Consider the following 15,219-nt stretch of genomic DNA (forward strand, 5'->3'; position numbering starts at 1 on the left):
TGCTATAAAAATAATAGCTATAAAGGCATGTCCAGAGCGCGGTGAAGCCCAAAAAAATCTCAAAAAATCACCCCGCAGGAACCCGTATCCCCACCCGCAACCCCTTCGGCACCATCCCCTCGGCCACCGTCCGGCCACCATGCCGCAGCGCAATCTCCTCCACGATCGACAAGCCCAGCCCACAGCCGCCCGCCTTGTCCGACCCGCGCCAGAACCGCGCAAACAGATCGCCCAGGTGCTCGGCCGGTACGCCCGGCCCGTCGTCCTCCACCACCAGCAACGCCCAGCGGCCGGGCTCCTCGTGGCCCACGCGCACCGTCACGGTGGCGCCGGGGCCTGCGTAGTGCAGGGCGTTGTCGATGAGGTTGTTGAGCGCCTCGCGCAGCAGCAGCGGGTGGCCCTGCACGGGCAGGCTGTCGTCGCCCTCGTAGCCCAGGTCCATGCCCTGGGCCAGGGCGCGGGCGGCCCATTCGCGGGCCACCTCGCGGGCCAGGGCGGCCAGGTCGATGGGCTGCATCTCCACGTTCGACTCGGAGCGCGCCAGCTGCAGCAGCTGGTGCACCAGGTGGGCGCTGCGCTGGGCGGCCGACAGCACCTTTTGCAGGCGGGCCTGCACCGCCGGTTCATGGCTTTCGTGCAGGGCCAGCTCGGTCTGGCCGATCAGGCCTGCGAGCGGGGTGCGCAGCTGGTGGGCGGCGTCGTTGAGAAAGCGCTTTTCCTTTTGCTGGCCGCGTGCCACGGTTTCCAGCAGCCGGTTGATGGTGCTGGCCAGCGAATGCACTTCCTGCGGGGCCGATGTCAGCTCGATCGGTAGCAGCGGTGTGGTGCCCGTGTGCGGCCGGGCGCCCGCGCGCTCGATCTGCGCCTCCAGGCGCTTCAAGGGCTGCAGGCCGCGCAGCACGCCGGCGTACACCACGGCGCTCAGGGCCAGGCCCATCAGGCCCATCGGGAACACCATTTGCTCCAGCAGCTCCTGGGCAATGCGCTCGCGCACCGTGAGGCTCTGGGCCACCTGCACGCGCAGGCGCTGGCGGGTGGAGGCGGTGCCGTAGTCCACGTCCAGCAGGGCCACGCGCACGGGGCGGTCGTCCACGCGGGCGTGGTAGAGGTAGGGGTCGCCCACGCGCACCTCCACGGGCGGTGGCGGTGGCAGCTGCGCGTTGCCCAGCAAAAAGCGACCGGGCGGGGACGACACCATGTAGGTGATGCGGTCGGCCGGGTCCTGCTCCAGGATGTCCTGCGCGGCCTTCGGAAAGTCCACCAGCAGCCCGTCCCCAATCGGCTTGATCTGCCGCGCCAGCGCCCGCACCGATTGCGTCAGCGTCTGGTCAATGCCCTTCTCGCCGTTCTGCAGCGCAATCCGCCACGCCAGAAACCCGCCCGACAGCCACAGCACCAGCTGCGGCAGCAGCAGCCACAGCAGCAGCTTGCGTTGAAGAGAGACCCCGGGAACGTGGCGCATGAATGACCGTAAAAATCAAATGGCGCGTGGCCTGCAACTGGCGCGACCGAGGCCAGTGCCGCCGCGCAAGGGCCGCCCCGCCGCGCTGGCGGCGTCCCCCCCACGGGGGGAAGATGCGAAGCATCTCAGGGGGGGCTTCATCACGGCCTGTTCAGCATGTACCCCAACCCCCGGATATTGCGGATGTTCAGGGGCGAGGCGTCCAGCTTCTTGCGCAGGCGGTGCACATACACCTCCAGCGCGTTCGAGGCCAGGGGCGCTGCGGCCTGGCCGGGTTCGGTGGGGCTGGCGCGCCAGGCGGCCAGCACGTCGTCGCGCGTGACCACCTCGCCCACGCGGTGGGCCAGCAGGGCCAGCAGTTCCCACTCGCGCTGGGTCAGGTCCAGCGGGTCGCCGTTCAGCGCGGCGGCCTGGCCCGCATGGTCCAGCACCAGCGGGCCCAGGGTGGTGAGCTGCGGGCCCTGGGTGCTGCTGGCCTGGGTGAAGGCAGGCTGGCGCGCGCGGCGCAGCATGGCCTGCAGGCGGGCCTGCAGCTCCTGCATGTTGAAGGGTTTGGTGAGGTAGTCGTCGGCCCCGGCGTTGAGGCCCTGCACGCGGTCTTCCACGCCGTCGCGGGCGGTGAGGATCAGCACCGGCAGGCCCGCAATGTGGGCGCGCGCCCAGGTCAGCAGCTCAATGCCATCGGCACCCGGCAGGCCCAGGTCCAGGATGATCCCGTCCACCGCTTGCATCTGCAAAAGCGCCATGGCCTGCGGCACGCTGCTGGCGGTGCAGACGCTGTAATCGAGTTGCTTGAGTTGGCCGGAAAGTGCGTCGAGCAGGAGGGCGTCGTCTTCGACAATGAGTAGCGTGGCCATGGATTGAGCATATCAAAGGGCCCCGCAGCCAAGCCTTTGTGGCCCGGCTGCGACTCTCAGGGAAAGCCCTGAGAATTAAATTAATTATTGTAATTAAAGTACCGACTGCGCTGAACAGCACCGAATTGTGGCGCACCAAACGGATTCAAACATCGAGGAGACACGGGTATGTGGAAGATGACAAAAATCGCCGCAGTGGCGGTGGGSCTGGCGGCAGCGATGTCGGCCAGCGCGGGGGAGGTCGAGGTCCTGCACTACTGGACGTCGGGCGGCGAGGCCAAGTCGGTGGCCGAACTCAAGAAGATCATGCAGGGCAAGGGCCACACCTGGCGCGACTTTGCCGTGGCCGGTGGCGGCGGCGACAGCGCCATGACGGTGCTGAAAAGCCGCGTGATCTCGGGCAACCCCCCGTCGGCTGCGCAGACCAAGGGCCCGGCCATCCAGGAATGGGCGTCGGAAGGCGTGCTGGCCAACATGGACACCCTGGCCAAGGCCGAGAAGTGGGACGAGTTGCTGCCCAAGGTGGTCGCCGATGTGATGAAGTACAAGGGCGCCTACGTGGCCGCCCCGGTCAACGTGCACCGCGTGAACTGGATGTGGGGCAGCTCCGAGGCCCTGAAGAAGGCCGGTGTGGCCGCCATGCCCAAAACCTGGGACGAGTTCTTTGCCGCCGCCGACAAGCTCAAGGCTGCGGGCCTGGTGCCTGTGGCCCACGGCGGCCAGAACTGGCAGGACTTCACCACCTTTGAATCCGTGGTCTTGGGCGTGGGCGGCGCCAAGTTCTACCAGGACGCATTGGTCAAGCTCGACAACACCGCACTCACCAGCGACACCATGAAGAAGTCGCTGGAAACCTTCCGCCGCATCAAGGGCTACACCGACCCCGGCGCACCCGGCCGCGACTGGAACCTGGCCACGGCCATGCTGATCCAGGGCAAGGCGGGCTTTCAGCTGATGGGCGACTGGGCCAAGGGCGAGTTCCTGGCCGCTGGCAAGGCGCCGGGCAAGGACTTCCTGTGCGCTGCGGCACCAGGCTCGGCCAACGCGTTCACCTTCAACGTCGATTCGTTCATCCTTTTCAAGCTCAAGGACGCGGCCGCGCAGAAGGCGCAGAGCGACCTGGCCAGCTCCATCATGAGCCCGGCCTTCCAGGAAGTGTTCAACCTGAACAAGGGCTCCATCCCCGTGCGTGCGGGCCAGCCGATGGACAAGTTCGACGACTGCGCCAAGGCCTCGGCCAAAGACTTTGTGGACACCGCCAAGAGCGGCGGCCTGGTGCCCAGCGCGGCCCACGGCATGGCGATTGCTCCGGCCACCGAAGGCGCCATCAAGGACGTGGTCAGCCAGTTCTGGAACGACGACAAGGTCAGCGTCGCCGATGCCATGAAGAAGATCGCGGCCGCCGCGAAAACCAAGTAAGCCGTGCAAGACACACGCGCACACACACACTAAAACCAACCCCAGAGGGATCCCATCATGAAGACAAGAAACCGCCTCACGGCGGTGGCTTTGGCCGCCGCATGCGCGAATGGCGCCTTTGCCATGGACGTGGCAGGCTTTGAGTTCAACGGCTACTCACGCGGTGGCCCGGTGTTCAACCACTCGGACGGCGTCAAGGGCAACCTGGCGCTCGGCGGCGAGCTGCAGAAGTTCCGCCTGGGCAACGAAGGCGACAACGGCATCGAAGTCAACTTTGCGCGCACCTTCGAAGCCGGTGGCGTGAAGTGGAAGGTGAACTACATGCCCGCCAAGTGGGGCAGTGGCGACATCAGCACCGAGCAGGCGTTTGTGGAAATGAGCGGCTTCTCGTTTGCCCCCGAAGCCAAGTTCTGGGCCGGCCAGCGCCGCCTGCGCATTCAGGATGTGCACATCGTCGATTACTTCCTGCTGAACTACGGCGACAACATCGGCGCCGGTGTGACCGATGTGCCCGTGGGCGGTATGAAGCTGGGCGTGGGCCTGTTCACCGGCGACAAGTTCGACGGCAATCTGCCCAACAACGTCAAGGCACACCGCATCAACGCCGACCTGTCCGAGATCWACACCAACCCCGGCGGCAAGCTGCGGGTGCTGCTCACGGCCGTAGGCGGCAAGGGCCAGGTCAACGGCGGTTCGGGCTCGGGCATCTCCTTCATGCACACGCAAAAGGAATTCCTGCTGCCCAGCATCAGCAACACCTTCTACCTGCAGACCTCGCGCGGCCATGCCCGCATCGACGGCGAGTTTGAAGCCATCGACGGCACGCGCGCTGGCCGCCGCTCCACGCGCATTGCCGACTCGATCAACTGGCAAAGCGGCCCGTTTGGCGGCCAGGCCCTCATTGGCTACCAGACCAACAAGGCCGACCTGACCGGTGTGGAGACCAAGGACTTCTCGATGGGCGGCCGGGGCTCGTACGCGTTCAGCAAGAACTTCAAGGGCCTGGTGGAACTGTCCACCACCACCCGCAAGGGCAGTGGCCCCGACCAGCGCCTGTCCAAGGCCACGCTGGCGGGCGCCCTGGCGCTGTCGGAAGACTTCTGGTCGCGCCCCGAGCTGCGCCTGTACGTGACCAAGGCCAACTGGAACCAGGCCGCCGCCGCAGCCAATGCGGGCAGCTTTGGCGCCAATGGCAAGACTTCGCGCACGCTGGTGGGCGTGCAGTACGAGGTGTGGTGGTGATCTGTTGAGGAGATCGTGAGTTAGCGAGTTATTCCGAGGTGACTTTGTTCAGTTTGGGGGGCACTCCTGCGTGTCCCCCGCTTTTTTTCTACGCAGGACGATGACAAACACATTCCCCCGCCATGAGCAAGAACACGTTTGAGACATGGCTGCCCAAGCTGGTCGTAGCGCCAGCCTTTGTGCTGGGCTTCGCCTTCATTTATGGCCTGATGGTGTGGAACGGCGTGCTCAGCCTCACCGTCTCGCGCATGCTGCCCAACTACGAATGGGCGGGTCTGGCGCAGTACGAGCGCCTGTGGGAGATGGACCGCTGGTGGGTGGCCCTCAAGAACCTGGGCATTTTTGGCGTGGGCTACGTGGGTGGATCGCTGCTGATTGGCGTGGTGCTGGCCGTGCTGCTGGACCAGAAGATCCGTGCCGAGGGCGCGCTGCGCACCATCTACCTGTACCCCATGGCCCTGTCGTTTGTAGTCACGGGCACGGCCTGGAAGTGGCTGCTGAACCCGGGCCTGGGCATCGAAAAAATGGTGCGCGACTGGGGCTTTCCCAACTTTGAATTTGGCTGGCTGGTGGACACCGAGATGGCCATCTACTGCGTGGTCATTGCGGGCATCTGGCAAAGCGCAGGCTTTGCGATGGCACTGTTCCTGGCGGGCCTGCGGGGCATCGACGACAGCATCATCAAGGCCGCGCAGGTTGATGGTGCCTCGCTGCCGCGCATCTACTGGCGCATCGTGCTGCCCGCGCTCAGGCCCGTGTTCTTCTCCACGCTCATGGTGCTGTCGCACCTGGCAATCAAGAGCTTTGACCTGGTGATGGCGCTCACCGCCGGTGGCCCTGGTTTTGCCACCGACGTGCCCGCCACCTTCATGTACACCATGTCGTTCTCGCGCGGCCAGATCGGCCTGGGCGCTGCCAGCGCCACCATGATGCTGGCCACCGTGGCGGCCCTGGTGATTCCTTACCTTTACAGCGAACTGCGGACCAAAGCCCATGACCGCTAAGCCTTCTTTGCTCCCTTCCGTGGGCCGCTTTCTGGTCTACGCGGTGCTGGCCCTGGCCACCGCCTTCTTTCTGCTGCCGCTGTACGCGATGCTGGTCACGTCGTTCAAATACGCCGAGGAGATCCGCAGCACATCGCTGCTGGCGCTGCCGGGCTCGCTGAACTGGTCGGCCTGGGGCACGGCATGGCAGAGCGCCTGCACGGGCGTGGACTGCAACGGCCTGCGCCCGTTCTTCATGAACTCGGTGGCCATGGCCGTGCCTGCGGTGCTGATCTCGACCGTGTGGGGCGCGCTCAACGGCTATGTGCTGAGCCTGTGGAAGTTTCGCGGCAGCGATGCGCTGTTTGGCATGCTGCTGTTTGGTGTGTTCATGCCCTTCCAGGTGGTGCTGCTGCCGATGAGCCAGGTGCTGGGGTGGCTGGGGCTGTCGAGCTCCATCACCGGGCTGGTGCTGGTGCACTGCCTGGCCGGGCTGGCGGGCACCACGCTGTTCTTTCGCAACTACTACGCGGCCATCCCCAAAGAACTGGTGAACGCGGCGCGCATGGATGGGGCCAGCTTCTTCCAGATCTTCTGGCGCATCGTGCTGCCGCTGTCCACGCCCATCGTCATGGTCACGCTGATCTGGCAGTTCACCAACATCTGGAACGACTTCCTGTTCGGTGTGGTGTTCTCGGGCACGGATTCGAAGCCCGTGACGGTGGGCCTGAACAACCTGGCCAACACCAGCAGCAGCGTGAAGGCCTACAACGTGGACATGGCGGCCGCCATCATCGCGGGCCTGCCCACGATGGTGATCTATGTGCTGGCGGGTAAGTTTTTTGTGCGCGGGCTGACGGCCGGTGCGGTCAAAGGTTAAGAGAGTAAGAAATCATGGCGTCATCACTCGACATTGCAGGCATCAACAAGCGCTTTGGCAAGGGCGACAAAAGCGTGGAAGTGCTGCGCAAGGTGGACATCCACGTCGCGCCCGGCGAGTTCCTCATCCTGGTCGGCCCCTCGGGCTGCGGCAAGTCCACGCTGCTCAACATCATTGCGGGGCTGGACGAGCCCACCGAGGGCGAGATCCGCATCGGCGGCAAGAACGTGGTGGGCATGCCCCCGCGCGACCGCGACATCGCGATGGTGTTCCAGAGCTACGCGCTGTACCCCACCTTGAGCGTGGCCGACAACATCGGCTTTGCGCTGGAGATGCGCAAGATGCCCAAGCCCGAGCGCCAGAAGCGCATCGACGAAGTCGCGGCCATGCTGCAGATCAGCCACCTGCTGGACCGCCGCCCCAGCCAGCTCTCGGGCGGCCAGCGCCAGCGCGTGGCCATGGGCCGGGCGCTGGCGCGCCAGCCGCAGCTGTTCCTGTTCGACGAGCCGCTGTCCAACCTCGACGCCAAGCTGCGCGTGGAAATGCGCGCCGAGATCAAGCGCCTGCACCAGGCCAGCGGCATCACCAGCGTGTACGTCACGCACGACCAGGTCGAGGCCATGACGCTGGGCTCGCGCATCGCGGTGATGAAGGGCGGCGTGGTGCAGCAGCTGGGCACGCCCGACGAGATCTACAACCGCCCGGCCAACACCTATGTGGCCACCTTCATCGGATCGCCCACTATGAACCTGCTGCGCGGCGCGGTCACGGGCGGGCAGTTTGGCATCCAGGGTGCTGCGCTGAACCTGGCGCCACCACCATCCAGTGCCAACGAGGTGCTGCTGGGCGTGCGCCCCGAGCACCTGGTGATGCAGGAAACCGCCCCCTGGCGCGGCCGGGTGAGCGTGGTCGAGCCCACGGGGCCGGACACGTATGTGATGGTGGACACCGCTGCAGGCAGCGTCACGCTGCGCACCGACGCCCAGACCCGCGTGCAGCCCGGCGAGCATGTGGGCCTGGCCCTGGCGCCCGCGCATGCCCACTGGTTTGATGCGCAGTCGGAAGAGCGGCTGGTGGCCTGAGAGAACAGGCGTGATCCTGCGGTGCAGGCGCCGCCACCCGACTTTGGTCTTTGTCAGCGCAAGGATTTGAAGTAAAAACAGGCTTCTGCGCGCGACGGGTATGCCTTTTAAGCTATCAATGGTGTAGCAATCGAGGGCCGCAGCCGCTGGCTCTCCCGCAGCCGGGCGGGTGTGGCATCCTGCCTGTCCGGCCTTTCTTCGGACCCTTTGGGATTCTTTTCGTCGATCTATGCACCCGCAGCGCCTTCTTGCCGACATTGGCGGCACCAACATCCGCCTGGCCTGGCAGGCATCGCCCACGGGCCCGCTCAACGACACGCGGGTGTTGCCCTGCGCGCAGTTCCCCACGGTGGACGCCGCGCTGGCCGCCTATCTGCAGGAGGTAGGCGTGCCCACCCCGCGCGAGGCCGCGTTTGGCATCGCCAACCCGGTCACGGGCGACGCGATCCGCATGACCAACCACAGCTGGAGCTTCTCGCAGCGCGCCGTGCGCGAGGCCTTTGGTTTTGAGCGGCTGGTGGTCATCAACGACTTCACCGCGCTCGCGCTGGCGCTGCCCCTGCTCACGCCTGAGCAGCTGCGCCCCGTGGGCGGCGGCGCGGCTGTGCCGGGCGCCGCCATTGCGCTGCTGGGTCCGGGCACGGGCCTGGGCGTGTCGGGCCTGGTGTTTCCGCCGGGCTCCCACCTGGGGGTGCCGTTGTCGGGCGAGGGCGGCCATGTCACGCTGGCCGCGCAGACCCAGCGCGAATTCGATGTGCTGGCCATCCTGCAAGAGCGCTACGGCCACGTGTCGGCCGAACGCGCCGTGTGTGGCGCCGGGCTGGTGGACCTGTACCACGCGCTGCGCCGGCTGGCCCAGCGTGGTGGCAAAGAGATCAGTTCGGCCGCGCAGGTGACCGAGCTCGCACTGCAGGCCAACGACCCGCTGGCGCTGGAGGCGCTGGAGCTGTTCTGCGGCTTTCTGGGCAGCGTGGCGGGCAACTTGGCGCTCACGCTGGGCGCGCGCGGTGGCGTGTTCATCGGCGGCGGCATGGTGCCGCGCCTGGGCGCCTGGTTCGATCAGTCCCCGTTCCGCGCGCGGTTTGAATCCAAAGGGCGCTTCCAGTCTTACCTGGCGGGCATCCCCTGCTGGGTGATCGACCCCGGCGCCACGCCCGCGCTGCACGGCGCCTCGCGCGCGCTGGACATTGCGGGCTCGGACGCATGAGTAGCGACAGCGCACCACCGCCCATGCTCCGGCCCACCGGTGTGCACCATGTGGCCATCATCGCCAGCGACTACGCGCGCTCGCGCCACTTCTACACCGAGGTGCTGGGCCTGCAGGTGGTGCACGAGCACTACCGCGCCGAACGGCAGTCGTACAAGCTGGACCTGCAACTGCCCGATGGCACGCAGGTGGAGCTGTTCTCCTTTCCAAACCCGCCGCCGCGCCCGTCCTACCCCGAGGCCTGCGGCCTGCGCCACCTGGCCCTGCGCGTGGCCGACATGGCGGCCAGCGTGGCCGCCCTGGGGGCGCATGGCGTGGCCGTCGAGCCAGTGCGCACGGACCCGTTCACGGGGGCGCTGTTCACTTTTTTTGCCGACCCGGATGGGCTGCCGATTGAGCTGGTGGAAGAGGGCAGGGCGCGTTAAGCCGCACAGCGCCGCGAGGCCGCGCTGCCATTGCGCAGGCGCTGAGGGCGCGGACCTGCCCCTTTGGGTACGGTCCTATTTCAACCACGCCTTGACGCGCGCCGACAGTGCCTCGGTGCTAATGCCGTAGCGGTCGTGCAACGTGGGCAAGGCCCCCGCATCCAGGTAAGCATCGGGCAGCCCCGCCAGGCGGAACCGCGCGGGCTGTACGCCGTTTTGCAGCAGTGCGCTGGCCACGGCCTCGCCCAGGCCGCCGACCACCGAGTGGTTCTCGGCCACCACCACCAGGCGCGGCTTGCGCTGCACTTCAGCCAGGATGGTCCCAACATCAAGTGGCTTGATGGTGGGGCAGTGCAGCACGCCCACGCCAATGTGGTCGGCCTGCAGCGCCTTGGCCGCCTCCAGCGCGCGCATGGTCAGGAAGCCGCTGGAGATGATGAGCACCTCGTCGCCATCCACCAGGCGCTTGGCCTTGCCCAGTTCGAACTGGTAGTCGTATTCGTCCAGCACCAGCGGCACATTGCCGCGCAGCAGGCGCATGTAGACAGGGCCGTTGTGCGCTGCCATCTGCGGCACGGCCTGTTCGATGTCAAGCGCATCGCAAGGGTCGATGATGGTCAGGCCCGGGATGCCGCGCATCATGGCGATGTCTTCGGTCGCCTGGTGGCTGGGGCCGTAGCCGGTGGTCAGGCCGGGCAGGGCCAGGCACATCTTCACGTTCAGGTTTTCTTCGGCGATCACCTGGTGGATGAAGTCGTACGCGCGGCGCGTGCCAAACACGGCATAGGTGGTGGCGAAGGGAATCAGCCCTTCCTTGGCCATGCCGCCCGCAGCGCCCATCAGCAGCTGCTCGGCCATGCCCATCTGGTAGAAGCGCTCGGGGTAGGCCTGCGCGAAAAGGTGCAGGTCGGTGTACTTGGCCAGGTCGGCGGTCATGCCCACGATTTCGGGGCGGGTAGCGGCCAGCTCGACCAGGGCCTTGCCAAACGGTGCAGCCTTGACGCGCTGCCCCTCGCCCGCGATGGAGGCGATCATGGCGGAGGTGGTCAGGCGCGGTTTCTTTTCGACGGCGGTGTTCATGCGGCGGCTCCTGCGGGGTCGGTCTGGTCGAGGATGGCGAGGGCCTGTTGCCACTCGGGCGGATCGACGCGGATGAAGTGGTTCTTGTCGCGTGTCTCCAGGAAGGGCACGCCCTTGCCCATGAGCGTGTTGAACAGGATCACGCGCGGCTTGGGCTCTGTCAGGTGGCGGGCGGTGTCAAAGGCGGCCAGCACGGCAGCCAGGTCGTTGCCATCGATGCGCTGCACATGCCAGCCAAAGGCCAGCCACTTGTCGGCCAGCGGCTCGAAGCCCAGCACCTTGCTGCTGGGGCCATCGGCCTGCTGGTTGTTGATGTCCACCAGGCAGATCAGATTGCCGAGCCGGTGGTGGGCGGCCGACATCGCGGCCTCCCAGGTCGAGCCTTCGTCCAGCTCACCGTCGCTCATGGAGTTGTAGACAAACGCGGGGTTCTTCTTCTGCTTCAGGCCCAGCGCCATGCCCACACCGATCACCAGGCCCTGGCCCAGCGAGCCACCGGAGATTTCCATGCCCGGTGTGTACGTGGCCATGCCGCTCATGGGCAGGCGGCTGTCGTCGCTGCCGTAGGTTTCGAGTTCGTCCTGTGGAATCACGCCTGCTTCGATCAGCGCCGCGTAGTGCGCGATGGCGTAGTGGCCGTGCGAGAGCAGGAAGCGGTCGCGGCCCTCCCAGGTGGGGTCTTGGGGTTGCAGGTTCAGCGCATGGCCGTAGGCCACGGCCAGCACGTCGGCCCAGCCCAGGGCCTGGCCGATGTAGCCCTGGCCCTGAACCTCACCCATGCGAACGGCGTAGCGGCGGATGCGATGGGCGCACCGGGCCAGCGCCTGCAGTTTGTCTGCGGCGGAAGTCATGGAGTTCTCCTGTGTGAAAGCGGGGGAAGAAAAGCGTTTAGCGAAGGATCGAGGCGGGCACGTAGGACACCAGCGCCAGCACCAGGAAGGCCACGAAATAGAACGGCCCCAGCTCGCGCACCGTCTGGCCCACCTTGACCTTGGCCAGTGCGCTGGTGATGAACAGCGTGGTGCCCACGGGCGGGGTGTAGAGGCCGACGGCCAGGTTCACCACCATCATGATTCCCAGCTGCACCGGGTCCATGCCGATGCTTTCGGCCAGGGGCAGGAACACCGGGGTCAACAGCAACACGGCGGCGGGCAGGTCGATGAACATGCCGATGAACAGCATCAGCAGGTTCATGATCAGGATCACGATCCAGCCCTGGCTCACGTTCTGCTGGATCCAGTGCGCCACGCCCGTGGGCATCTGGTCGTAGGTCAGCAGCCAGCCGATGGCGGCAGAGGCCATGATCACCAGCAGCACCACGCCGGTCGCCAGGCCTGCATGCACCACGGCATCATTCAGGCGCTTGAACGAGAGGTCGCGGTACACCACCACCGACACAGCGGCGGCATACAGCGTGGACAACACGGCCACCTCGGTCGGCGTGGCAATACCAAAGCGCAGGAACAACACAATCAGCACCGGCAGCAGCAGCGCGGGCGACGAGTACAGCAGGTGCACGCGGAGCACGCTCCAGTTGATGGGCGTGAGATCCCGGGGGAAGTTGCGGCGCTTGCCGACCCACCAGCACATGAACATGAAGCCGCCGCACATCAGCATGCCGGGCAGGATGCCCGCGACAAACAGTGCCGCGATGGAGGCATTGGCCGTCAGCGCGAACAGGATCATCGGGATCGAGGGCGGGATCAGGATGTCGATAGTGGCGGCCGCAGCCAGCGTGGCCGCTGAGAAGGCGGGCGGATAGCCCAGGCGCTTGTGCCAGGGGATCAGCAGCGAGCCGATGGCCGAGGCATCGGCCACGGCCGAGCCCGACACACCGCCGAACAGCGTGGACGACAGCACGCCCACCTGCGCTGGCCCGCCGTGAAAGCGGCCGATCAGCGTGCTGAGCACGCCCACCAGTGCTGCCCCCAGGCGACCGCCCATCATGAGCGAGCCAGTGAGCATGAAGAACGGGATCGCGATCAGCGGAAAGCTCTGCACCTGCGCCACCATCTGCTGCACCAGCAGGTCGAGCGGTATGCGGTCAGAGGTGGCGGCGGCGGCCATGGCGGCCACCAGCAGCGCATGGGCAATGGGCATGGCCAGCACGGCCGCACCGAGAAAGACAAAAAGAATGAGGGCGCTCATGGTGAGATCCTTGGCGGGGGGCGGGGCTTACCAGTGCGCCTCGGGCACGGCAGTCTCTGCATCAGGGGCGGTCGGCATCGGCGGTGTGGCCCATGCGTTCCAGGCCGACTTGAGTGCCAGCAGTGCCAGCATCACCAGTCCGCCCATCACGCACCCATAGGTCAGCGACCCGGGCACCTGCAGGATGGGCGACTTCTCGTCGTGCACGATCTCCAGCATCTGGTACGTGGCCCGGGCGAGCGTGCCGTACAGCGCTGCCACCACCAGCCAGCTGCCGATGGACGCCCAGCGGCGCAGCGCAGGGGGCACGGCGTCCATCAGGAAGCTGGTGGTGATGTGCGCACCATGCGCCGCCGCCAGCACTACGCCAGACATGACCAGCCAGGGAAACAGCAGCTCCGGCACTTCATTGGCCCACTGCAGGCTGGTACCGGTGGCGTAGCGCAACACGGTGTTGGCCACCAGGATGATGAAGATGACGGACGTGCTGATCCACAGCAGCACTCGGCACAAGCCGACAACGGCCCATTCGATGAAGTTCATCGGGAGACTCCTTGGGCTGCAGGGCCAGGGCCCGTGCAGCGGCTTCGGGGAAATGAGGACTGGCGCAGCAGCGGCCAGAACGGTCAGCGCGCGGCGGCGATGACTTTCTTGAGGTACGGCCCGATGGGCGTGGTCAACCACTTGGCATCCACCGCAGCCGTGGCCTTGGCAAACGCGGCCTTGTCCACCGTGGTCACCTGCACGCCCTTGGCCTTGAGGTCGTCCAGCAGCTTGTCGTCGGCCTCTTGCGACATCTTGCGCTGCAGTGCCGTGGCCTCGGCAGCCGCCTCGGTCACGGCCTTGCGGTCGGCGTCGGACAGGCGGTCCCAGGTGCGCTTGCTCATCAGGAACGGCGTCATCTGGAACATGTGGCTGGTCAGGGCCAAGTGCTTTTGCACTTCGTACAGCTTGCTCGCATGGATGTTGACCAGCGGGTTCTCCTGCCCATCGACCACGCCCTGCTGCAACGCCACGTACAGCTCGGCAAACTTGATCTGCTGCGCTTCGGCACCCAGCGCCTGCATGATGTCCACCAGCACCGCGTCGGGCGGAGTGCGCATCTTCAGGCCCTTCATGTCTTCGACCTTGGTGATGGGACGTTTGCTGTTGGTCATGTGGCGGATGCCGTTGTCCCAATAGCCCAGCACCACCATGCCCTTGTCGGCCGACTTCTGTGCCAGCTCCTGGCCCAGCGGGCCGTCCAGCAGCTTGAAGGCCTGCGCGGGGGTAGAGAACATGAACGGCATGCCGTAAGCGGCGTATTCGGGCACGGCCACCGACACGGCGCCTTGCGAGTTCGCCGTCATGTCCAGCGCGCCGGTGCGCACGGCCGTGACCATGGCGGCATCGTCGCCCAACTGCGCTGAGGGCGCCACCTGCACCTCGATGCGGCCCGCCGTCTTGGCCTTGAGGGTTTCGGCAAACTTGACGGCGGCCTCATGGCGCGGATTGCCGGGGGCAGCGCCATGGCCCAGTGTGAGCTTCATGGCTTGCGCCTGCGCGAGGCCGGGCAGTGCCACCGCCAAAGCAGCGGCTGCCAACAAGGTGCGGGTGAAGGTTTTGCGTTGCATGGTTTGTCTCCTGGTTTGTGTTTGTTGAGAGGTCGTGCGGGCGGTCAGTGGATGAGCATGCCGCCGTTCACATCGAGCGTGATGCCGGTGCAGTAGGTGGATAGCGGGCTGGCCAGGAACACGCAGGCTCCGGCAATGTCGTCGGCCCGGCCCAGGCGCGCCAGGGGAATGGTTTCCGCGATCTCGGCCTTCTTCTCTTCGGTCAGCTTGCCCTTGATGATGTCTGTACCGATCAGGCCGGGGGTGATGCAGTTGATGCGGATGTTCTCGGGGCCAAACTCGCGGGCCATGGCCCGGGCCAGGCCCAGCACACCTGCTTTGGCTGCCGAGTAGTGGGGCCCGCCCAGAATGCCACCACCACGCTGGGCCGACACCGAAGAGATGCAGATGATGGAGCCGCTTTGCTGTGCACGCAGCGTGGGCAGCACGGCCTGGGACATGTACAGCGTGCCGCGCAGGCTCACGTTGAGAATGCGGTCGTAGTCGGCGCCGGTGATCTCCAACGTCTTGACGGGCTGGGTGATGCCCGCGTTGTTGACCAGCGTGTCGATGCGGCCGAAATGGGCATGCACCTGGGCCGCCGCCGCTTCGCACGACGCCTTGTCGGTCACATCGGCCACCAGGCCCAGGTGGCCCTCGCCCAGCCGCGCGGCGGCGCCCGCTGGGTCGGCACCTTCGAGGTCGAGGATCGCGACCTTGGCCCCTTGCTCGGCCATCAAACGGGCGGTGGCAAACCCGAGGCCATTGATACCCGCCCCTCCGGTAATGATGGCAACCTGGTTCTTGAGCAGCATGTGTCTTGTCTCCTGTGGTGTGAAGGT

At 66.2% G+C, this 15,219-nt stretch carries 15 protein-coding genes; 7 read left to right on the top strand and 8 right to left on the bottom strand.

Annotation, left to right across the window (positions count from 1 at the left end):
- Window positions 1–67 precede the first annotated feature (67 nt).
- Both A1D30_RS07320 and A1D30_RS07325 read right to left on the bottom strand, forming a co-directional pair.
- Window positions 68–1,462 carry a sensor histidine kinase gene (locus A1D30_RS07320; RefSeq protein ID WP_063460118.1) on the bottom strand — a complete coding sequence of 465 codons (1,395 nt, stop codon included), beginning with the start codon at window positions 1,460–1,462 and terminating at the stop codon, window positions 68–70.
- 140 nt (window positions 1,463–1,602) lie between these two features.
- Window positions 1,603–2,319: a response regulator transcription factor gene (locus tag A1D30_RS07325; protein ID WP_063460119.1), complete on the bottom strand. Its 717-nt coding sequence runs from the start codon at window positions 2,317–2,319 to the stop codon at window positions 1,603–1,605.
- Between the two features lie 168 nt (window positions 2,320–2,487).
- On the opposite strand from A1D30_RS07325, the gene A1D30_RS07330 reads away from it, so the two are divergent.
- The 7 genes from A1D30_RS07330 (at window position 2,488) to A1D30_RS07360 (ending at window position 9,557) form a co-directional block, all read left to right on the top strand.
- Window positions 2,488–3,738 (top strand): ABC transporter substrate-binding protein, encoded by a 1,251-nt coding sequence (locus tag A1D30_RS07330; RefSeq protein ID WP_063460120.1) that lies wholly within the window; start codon window positions 2,488–2,490, stop codon window positions 3,736–3,738.
- Between the two features lie 123 nt (window positions 3,739–3,861).
- On the top strand, window positions 3,862–4,980 hold the full coding sequence (locus A1D30_RS07335; RefSeq protein WP_063460121.1) for a carbohydrate porin: 1,119 nt from the start codon (window positions 3,862–3,864) through the stop codon (window positions 4,978–4,980).
- Between the two features lie 122 nt (window positions 4,981–5,102).
- On the top strand, window positions 5,103–5,984 hold the full coding sequence (locus A1D30_RS07340; RefSeq protein WP_063460122.1) for a sugar ABC transporter permease: 882 nt from the start codon (window positions 5,103–5,105) through the stop codon (window positions 5,982–5,984).
- Window positions 5,974–6,843, top strand: a complete 870-nt coding sequence (locus A1D30_RS07345; protein WP_063460123.1) for a carbohydrate ABC transporter permease — start codon at window positions 5,974–5,976, stop codon at window positions 6,841–6,843. The genes A1D30_RS07340 and A1D30_RS07345 overlap by 11 nt, the downstream gene beginning before the upstream one ends.
- Window positions 6,844–6,857: 14 nt before the next feature.
- A complete protein-coding gene (locus A1D30_RS07350) occupies window positions 6,858–7,925 on the top strand; it encodes an ABC transporter ATP-binding protein (RefSeq protein ID WP_063460124.1) in 1,068 nt (355 codons plus the stop codon).
- A gap of 229 nt (window positions 7,926–8,154) precedes the next feature.
- On the top strand, window positions 8,155–9,132 hold the full coding sequence (gene glk, locus A1D30_RS07355) for a glucokinase (RefSeq protein WP_063460125.1): 978 nt from the start codon (window positions 8,155–8,157) through the stop codon (window positions 9,130–9,132).
- Window positions 9,129–9,557 (top strand): VOC family protein, encoded by a 429-nt coding sequence (locus tag A1D30_RS07360; protein WP_063460126.1) that lies wholly within the window; start codon window positions 9,129–9,131, stop codon window positions 9,555–9,557. The genes glk and A1D30_RS07360 overlap by 4 nt, the downstream gene beginning before the upstream one ends.
- Window positions 9,558–9,632: 75 nt before the next feature.
- Here A1D30_RS07360 and A1D30_RS07365 read toward each other — a convergent pair whose 3' ends face one another.
- The 6 genes from A1D30_RS07365 to A1D30_RS07390 all read right to left on the bottom strand — a co-directional run bounded on the left by A1D30_RS07365 (window position 9,633) and on the right by A1D30_RS07390 (window position 15,192).
- Entirely contained in the window at window positions 9,633–10,637 is a 1,005-nt protein-coding gene (locus A1D30_RS07365) for a transketolase C-terminal domain-containing protein (protein WP_063460127.1), read from the bottom strand.
- Window positions 10,634–11,488: a transketolase gene (locus A1D30_RS07370; protein ID WP_063460128.1), complete on the bottom strand. Its 855-nt coding sequence runs from the start codon at window positions 11,486–11,488 to the stop codon at window positions 10,634–10,636. The genes A1D30_RS07365 and A1D30_RS07370 overlap by 4 nt, the downstream gene beginning before the upstream one ends.
- Window positions 11,489–11,525: 37 nt before the next feature.
- The gene (locus A1D30_RS07375; protein ID WP_063460129.1) at window positions 11,526–12,785 is read right to left on the bottom strand and encodes a TRAP transporter large permease subunit; all 1,260 of its coding nucleotides are present in this window, start codon (window positions 12,783–12,785) and stop codon (window positions 11,526–11,528) included.
- Between the two features lie 27 nt (window positions 12,786–12,812).
- Window positions 12,813–13,328 carry a TRAP transporter small permease gene (locus tag A1D30_RS07380; protein WP_063460130.1) on the bottom strand — a complete coding sequence of 172 codons (516 nt, stop codon included), beginning with the start codon at window positions 13,326–13,328 and terminating at the stop codon, window positions 12,813–12,815.
- An 83-nt stretch (window positions 13,329–13,411) separates the two neighbouring features.
- The gene (locus A1D30_RS07385; protein ID WP_063460131.1) at window positions 13,412–14,398 is read right to left on the bottom strand and encodes a TRAP transporter substrate-binding protein; all 987 of its coding nucleotides are present in this window, start codon (window positions 14,396–14,398) and stop codon (window positions 13,412–13,414) included.
- Between the two features lie 44 nt (window positions 14,399–14,442).
- Entirely contained in the window at window positions 14,443–15,192 is a 750-nt protein-coding gene (locus tag A1D30_RS07390) for a glucose 1-dehydrogenase (protein WP_063460132.1), read from the bottom strand.
- Window positions 15,193–15,219 lie beyond the last annotated feature (27 nt).

Origin of the sequence: Acidovorax sp. GW101-3H11, from assembly GCF_001633105.1 — a bacterium.
Lineage (GTDB): Bacteria > Pseudomonadota > Gammaproteobacteria > Burkholderiales > Burkholderiaceae_C > Acidovorax.

Coding starts and splice junctions, on each gene's coding strand:
- A1D30_RS07370 (WP_063460128.1), bottom strand. CDS start 11,488: ATGACTTCCGCCGCAGACAAACTGCAGGCGCTGGCCCGGTGCGCCCAT.
- A1D30_RS07375 (WP_063460129.1), bottom strand. CDS start 12,785: ATGAGCGCCCTCATTCTTTTTGTCTTTCTCGGTGCGGCCGTGCTGGCC.
- A1D30_RS07340 (WP_063460122.1), top strand. CDS start 5,103: ATGAGCAAGAACACGTTTGAGACATGGCTGCCCAAGCTGGTCGTAGCG.
- A1D30_RS07390 (WP_063460132.1), bottom strand. CDS start 15,192: ATGCTGCTCAAGAACCAGGTTGCCATCATTACCGGAGGGGCGGGTATC.
- A1D30_RS07350 (WP_063460124.1), top strand. CDS start 6,858: ATGGCGTCATCACTCGACATTGCAGGCATCAACAAGCGCTTTGGCAAG.
- A1D30_RS07325 (WP_063460119.1), bottom strand. CDS start 2,319: ATGGCCACGCTACTCATTGTCGAAGACGACGCCCTCCTGCTCGACGCA.
- A1D30_RS07360 (WP_063460126.1), top strand. CDS start 9,129: ATGAGTAGCGACAGCGCACCACCGCCCATGCTCCGGCCCACCGGTGTG.
- A1D30_RS07380 (WP_063460130.1), bottom strand. CDS start 13,328: ATGAACTTCATCGAATGGGCCGTTGTCGGCTTGTGCCGAGTGCTGCTG.
- A1D30_RS07345 (WP_063460123.1), top strand. CDS start 5,974: ATGACCGCTAAGCCTTCTTTGCTCCCTTCCGTGGGCCGCTTTCTGGTC.
- A1D30_RS07385 (WP_063460131.1), bottom strand. CDS start 14,398: ATGCAACGCAAAACCTTCACCCGCACCTTGTTGGCAGCCGCTGCTTTG.
- glk (WP_063460125.1), top strand. CDS start 8,155: ATGCACCCGCAGCGCCTTCTTGCCGACATTGGCGGCACCAACATCCGC.
- A1D30_RS07320 (WP_063460118.1), bottom strand. CDS start 1,462: ATGCGCCACGTTCCCGGGGTCTCTCTTCAACGCAAGCTGCTGCTGTGG.
- A1D30_RS07365 (WP_063460127.1), bottom strand. CDS start 10,637: ATGAACACCGCCGTCGAAAAGAAACCGCGCCTGACCACCTCCGCCATG.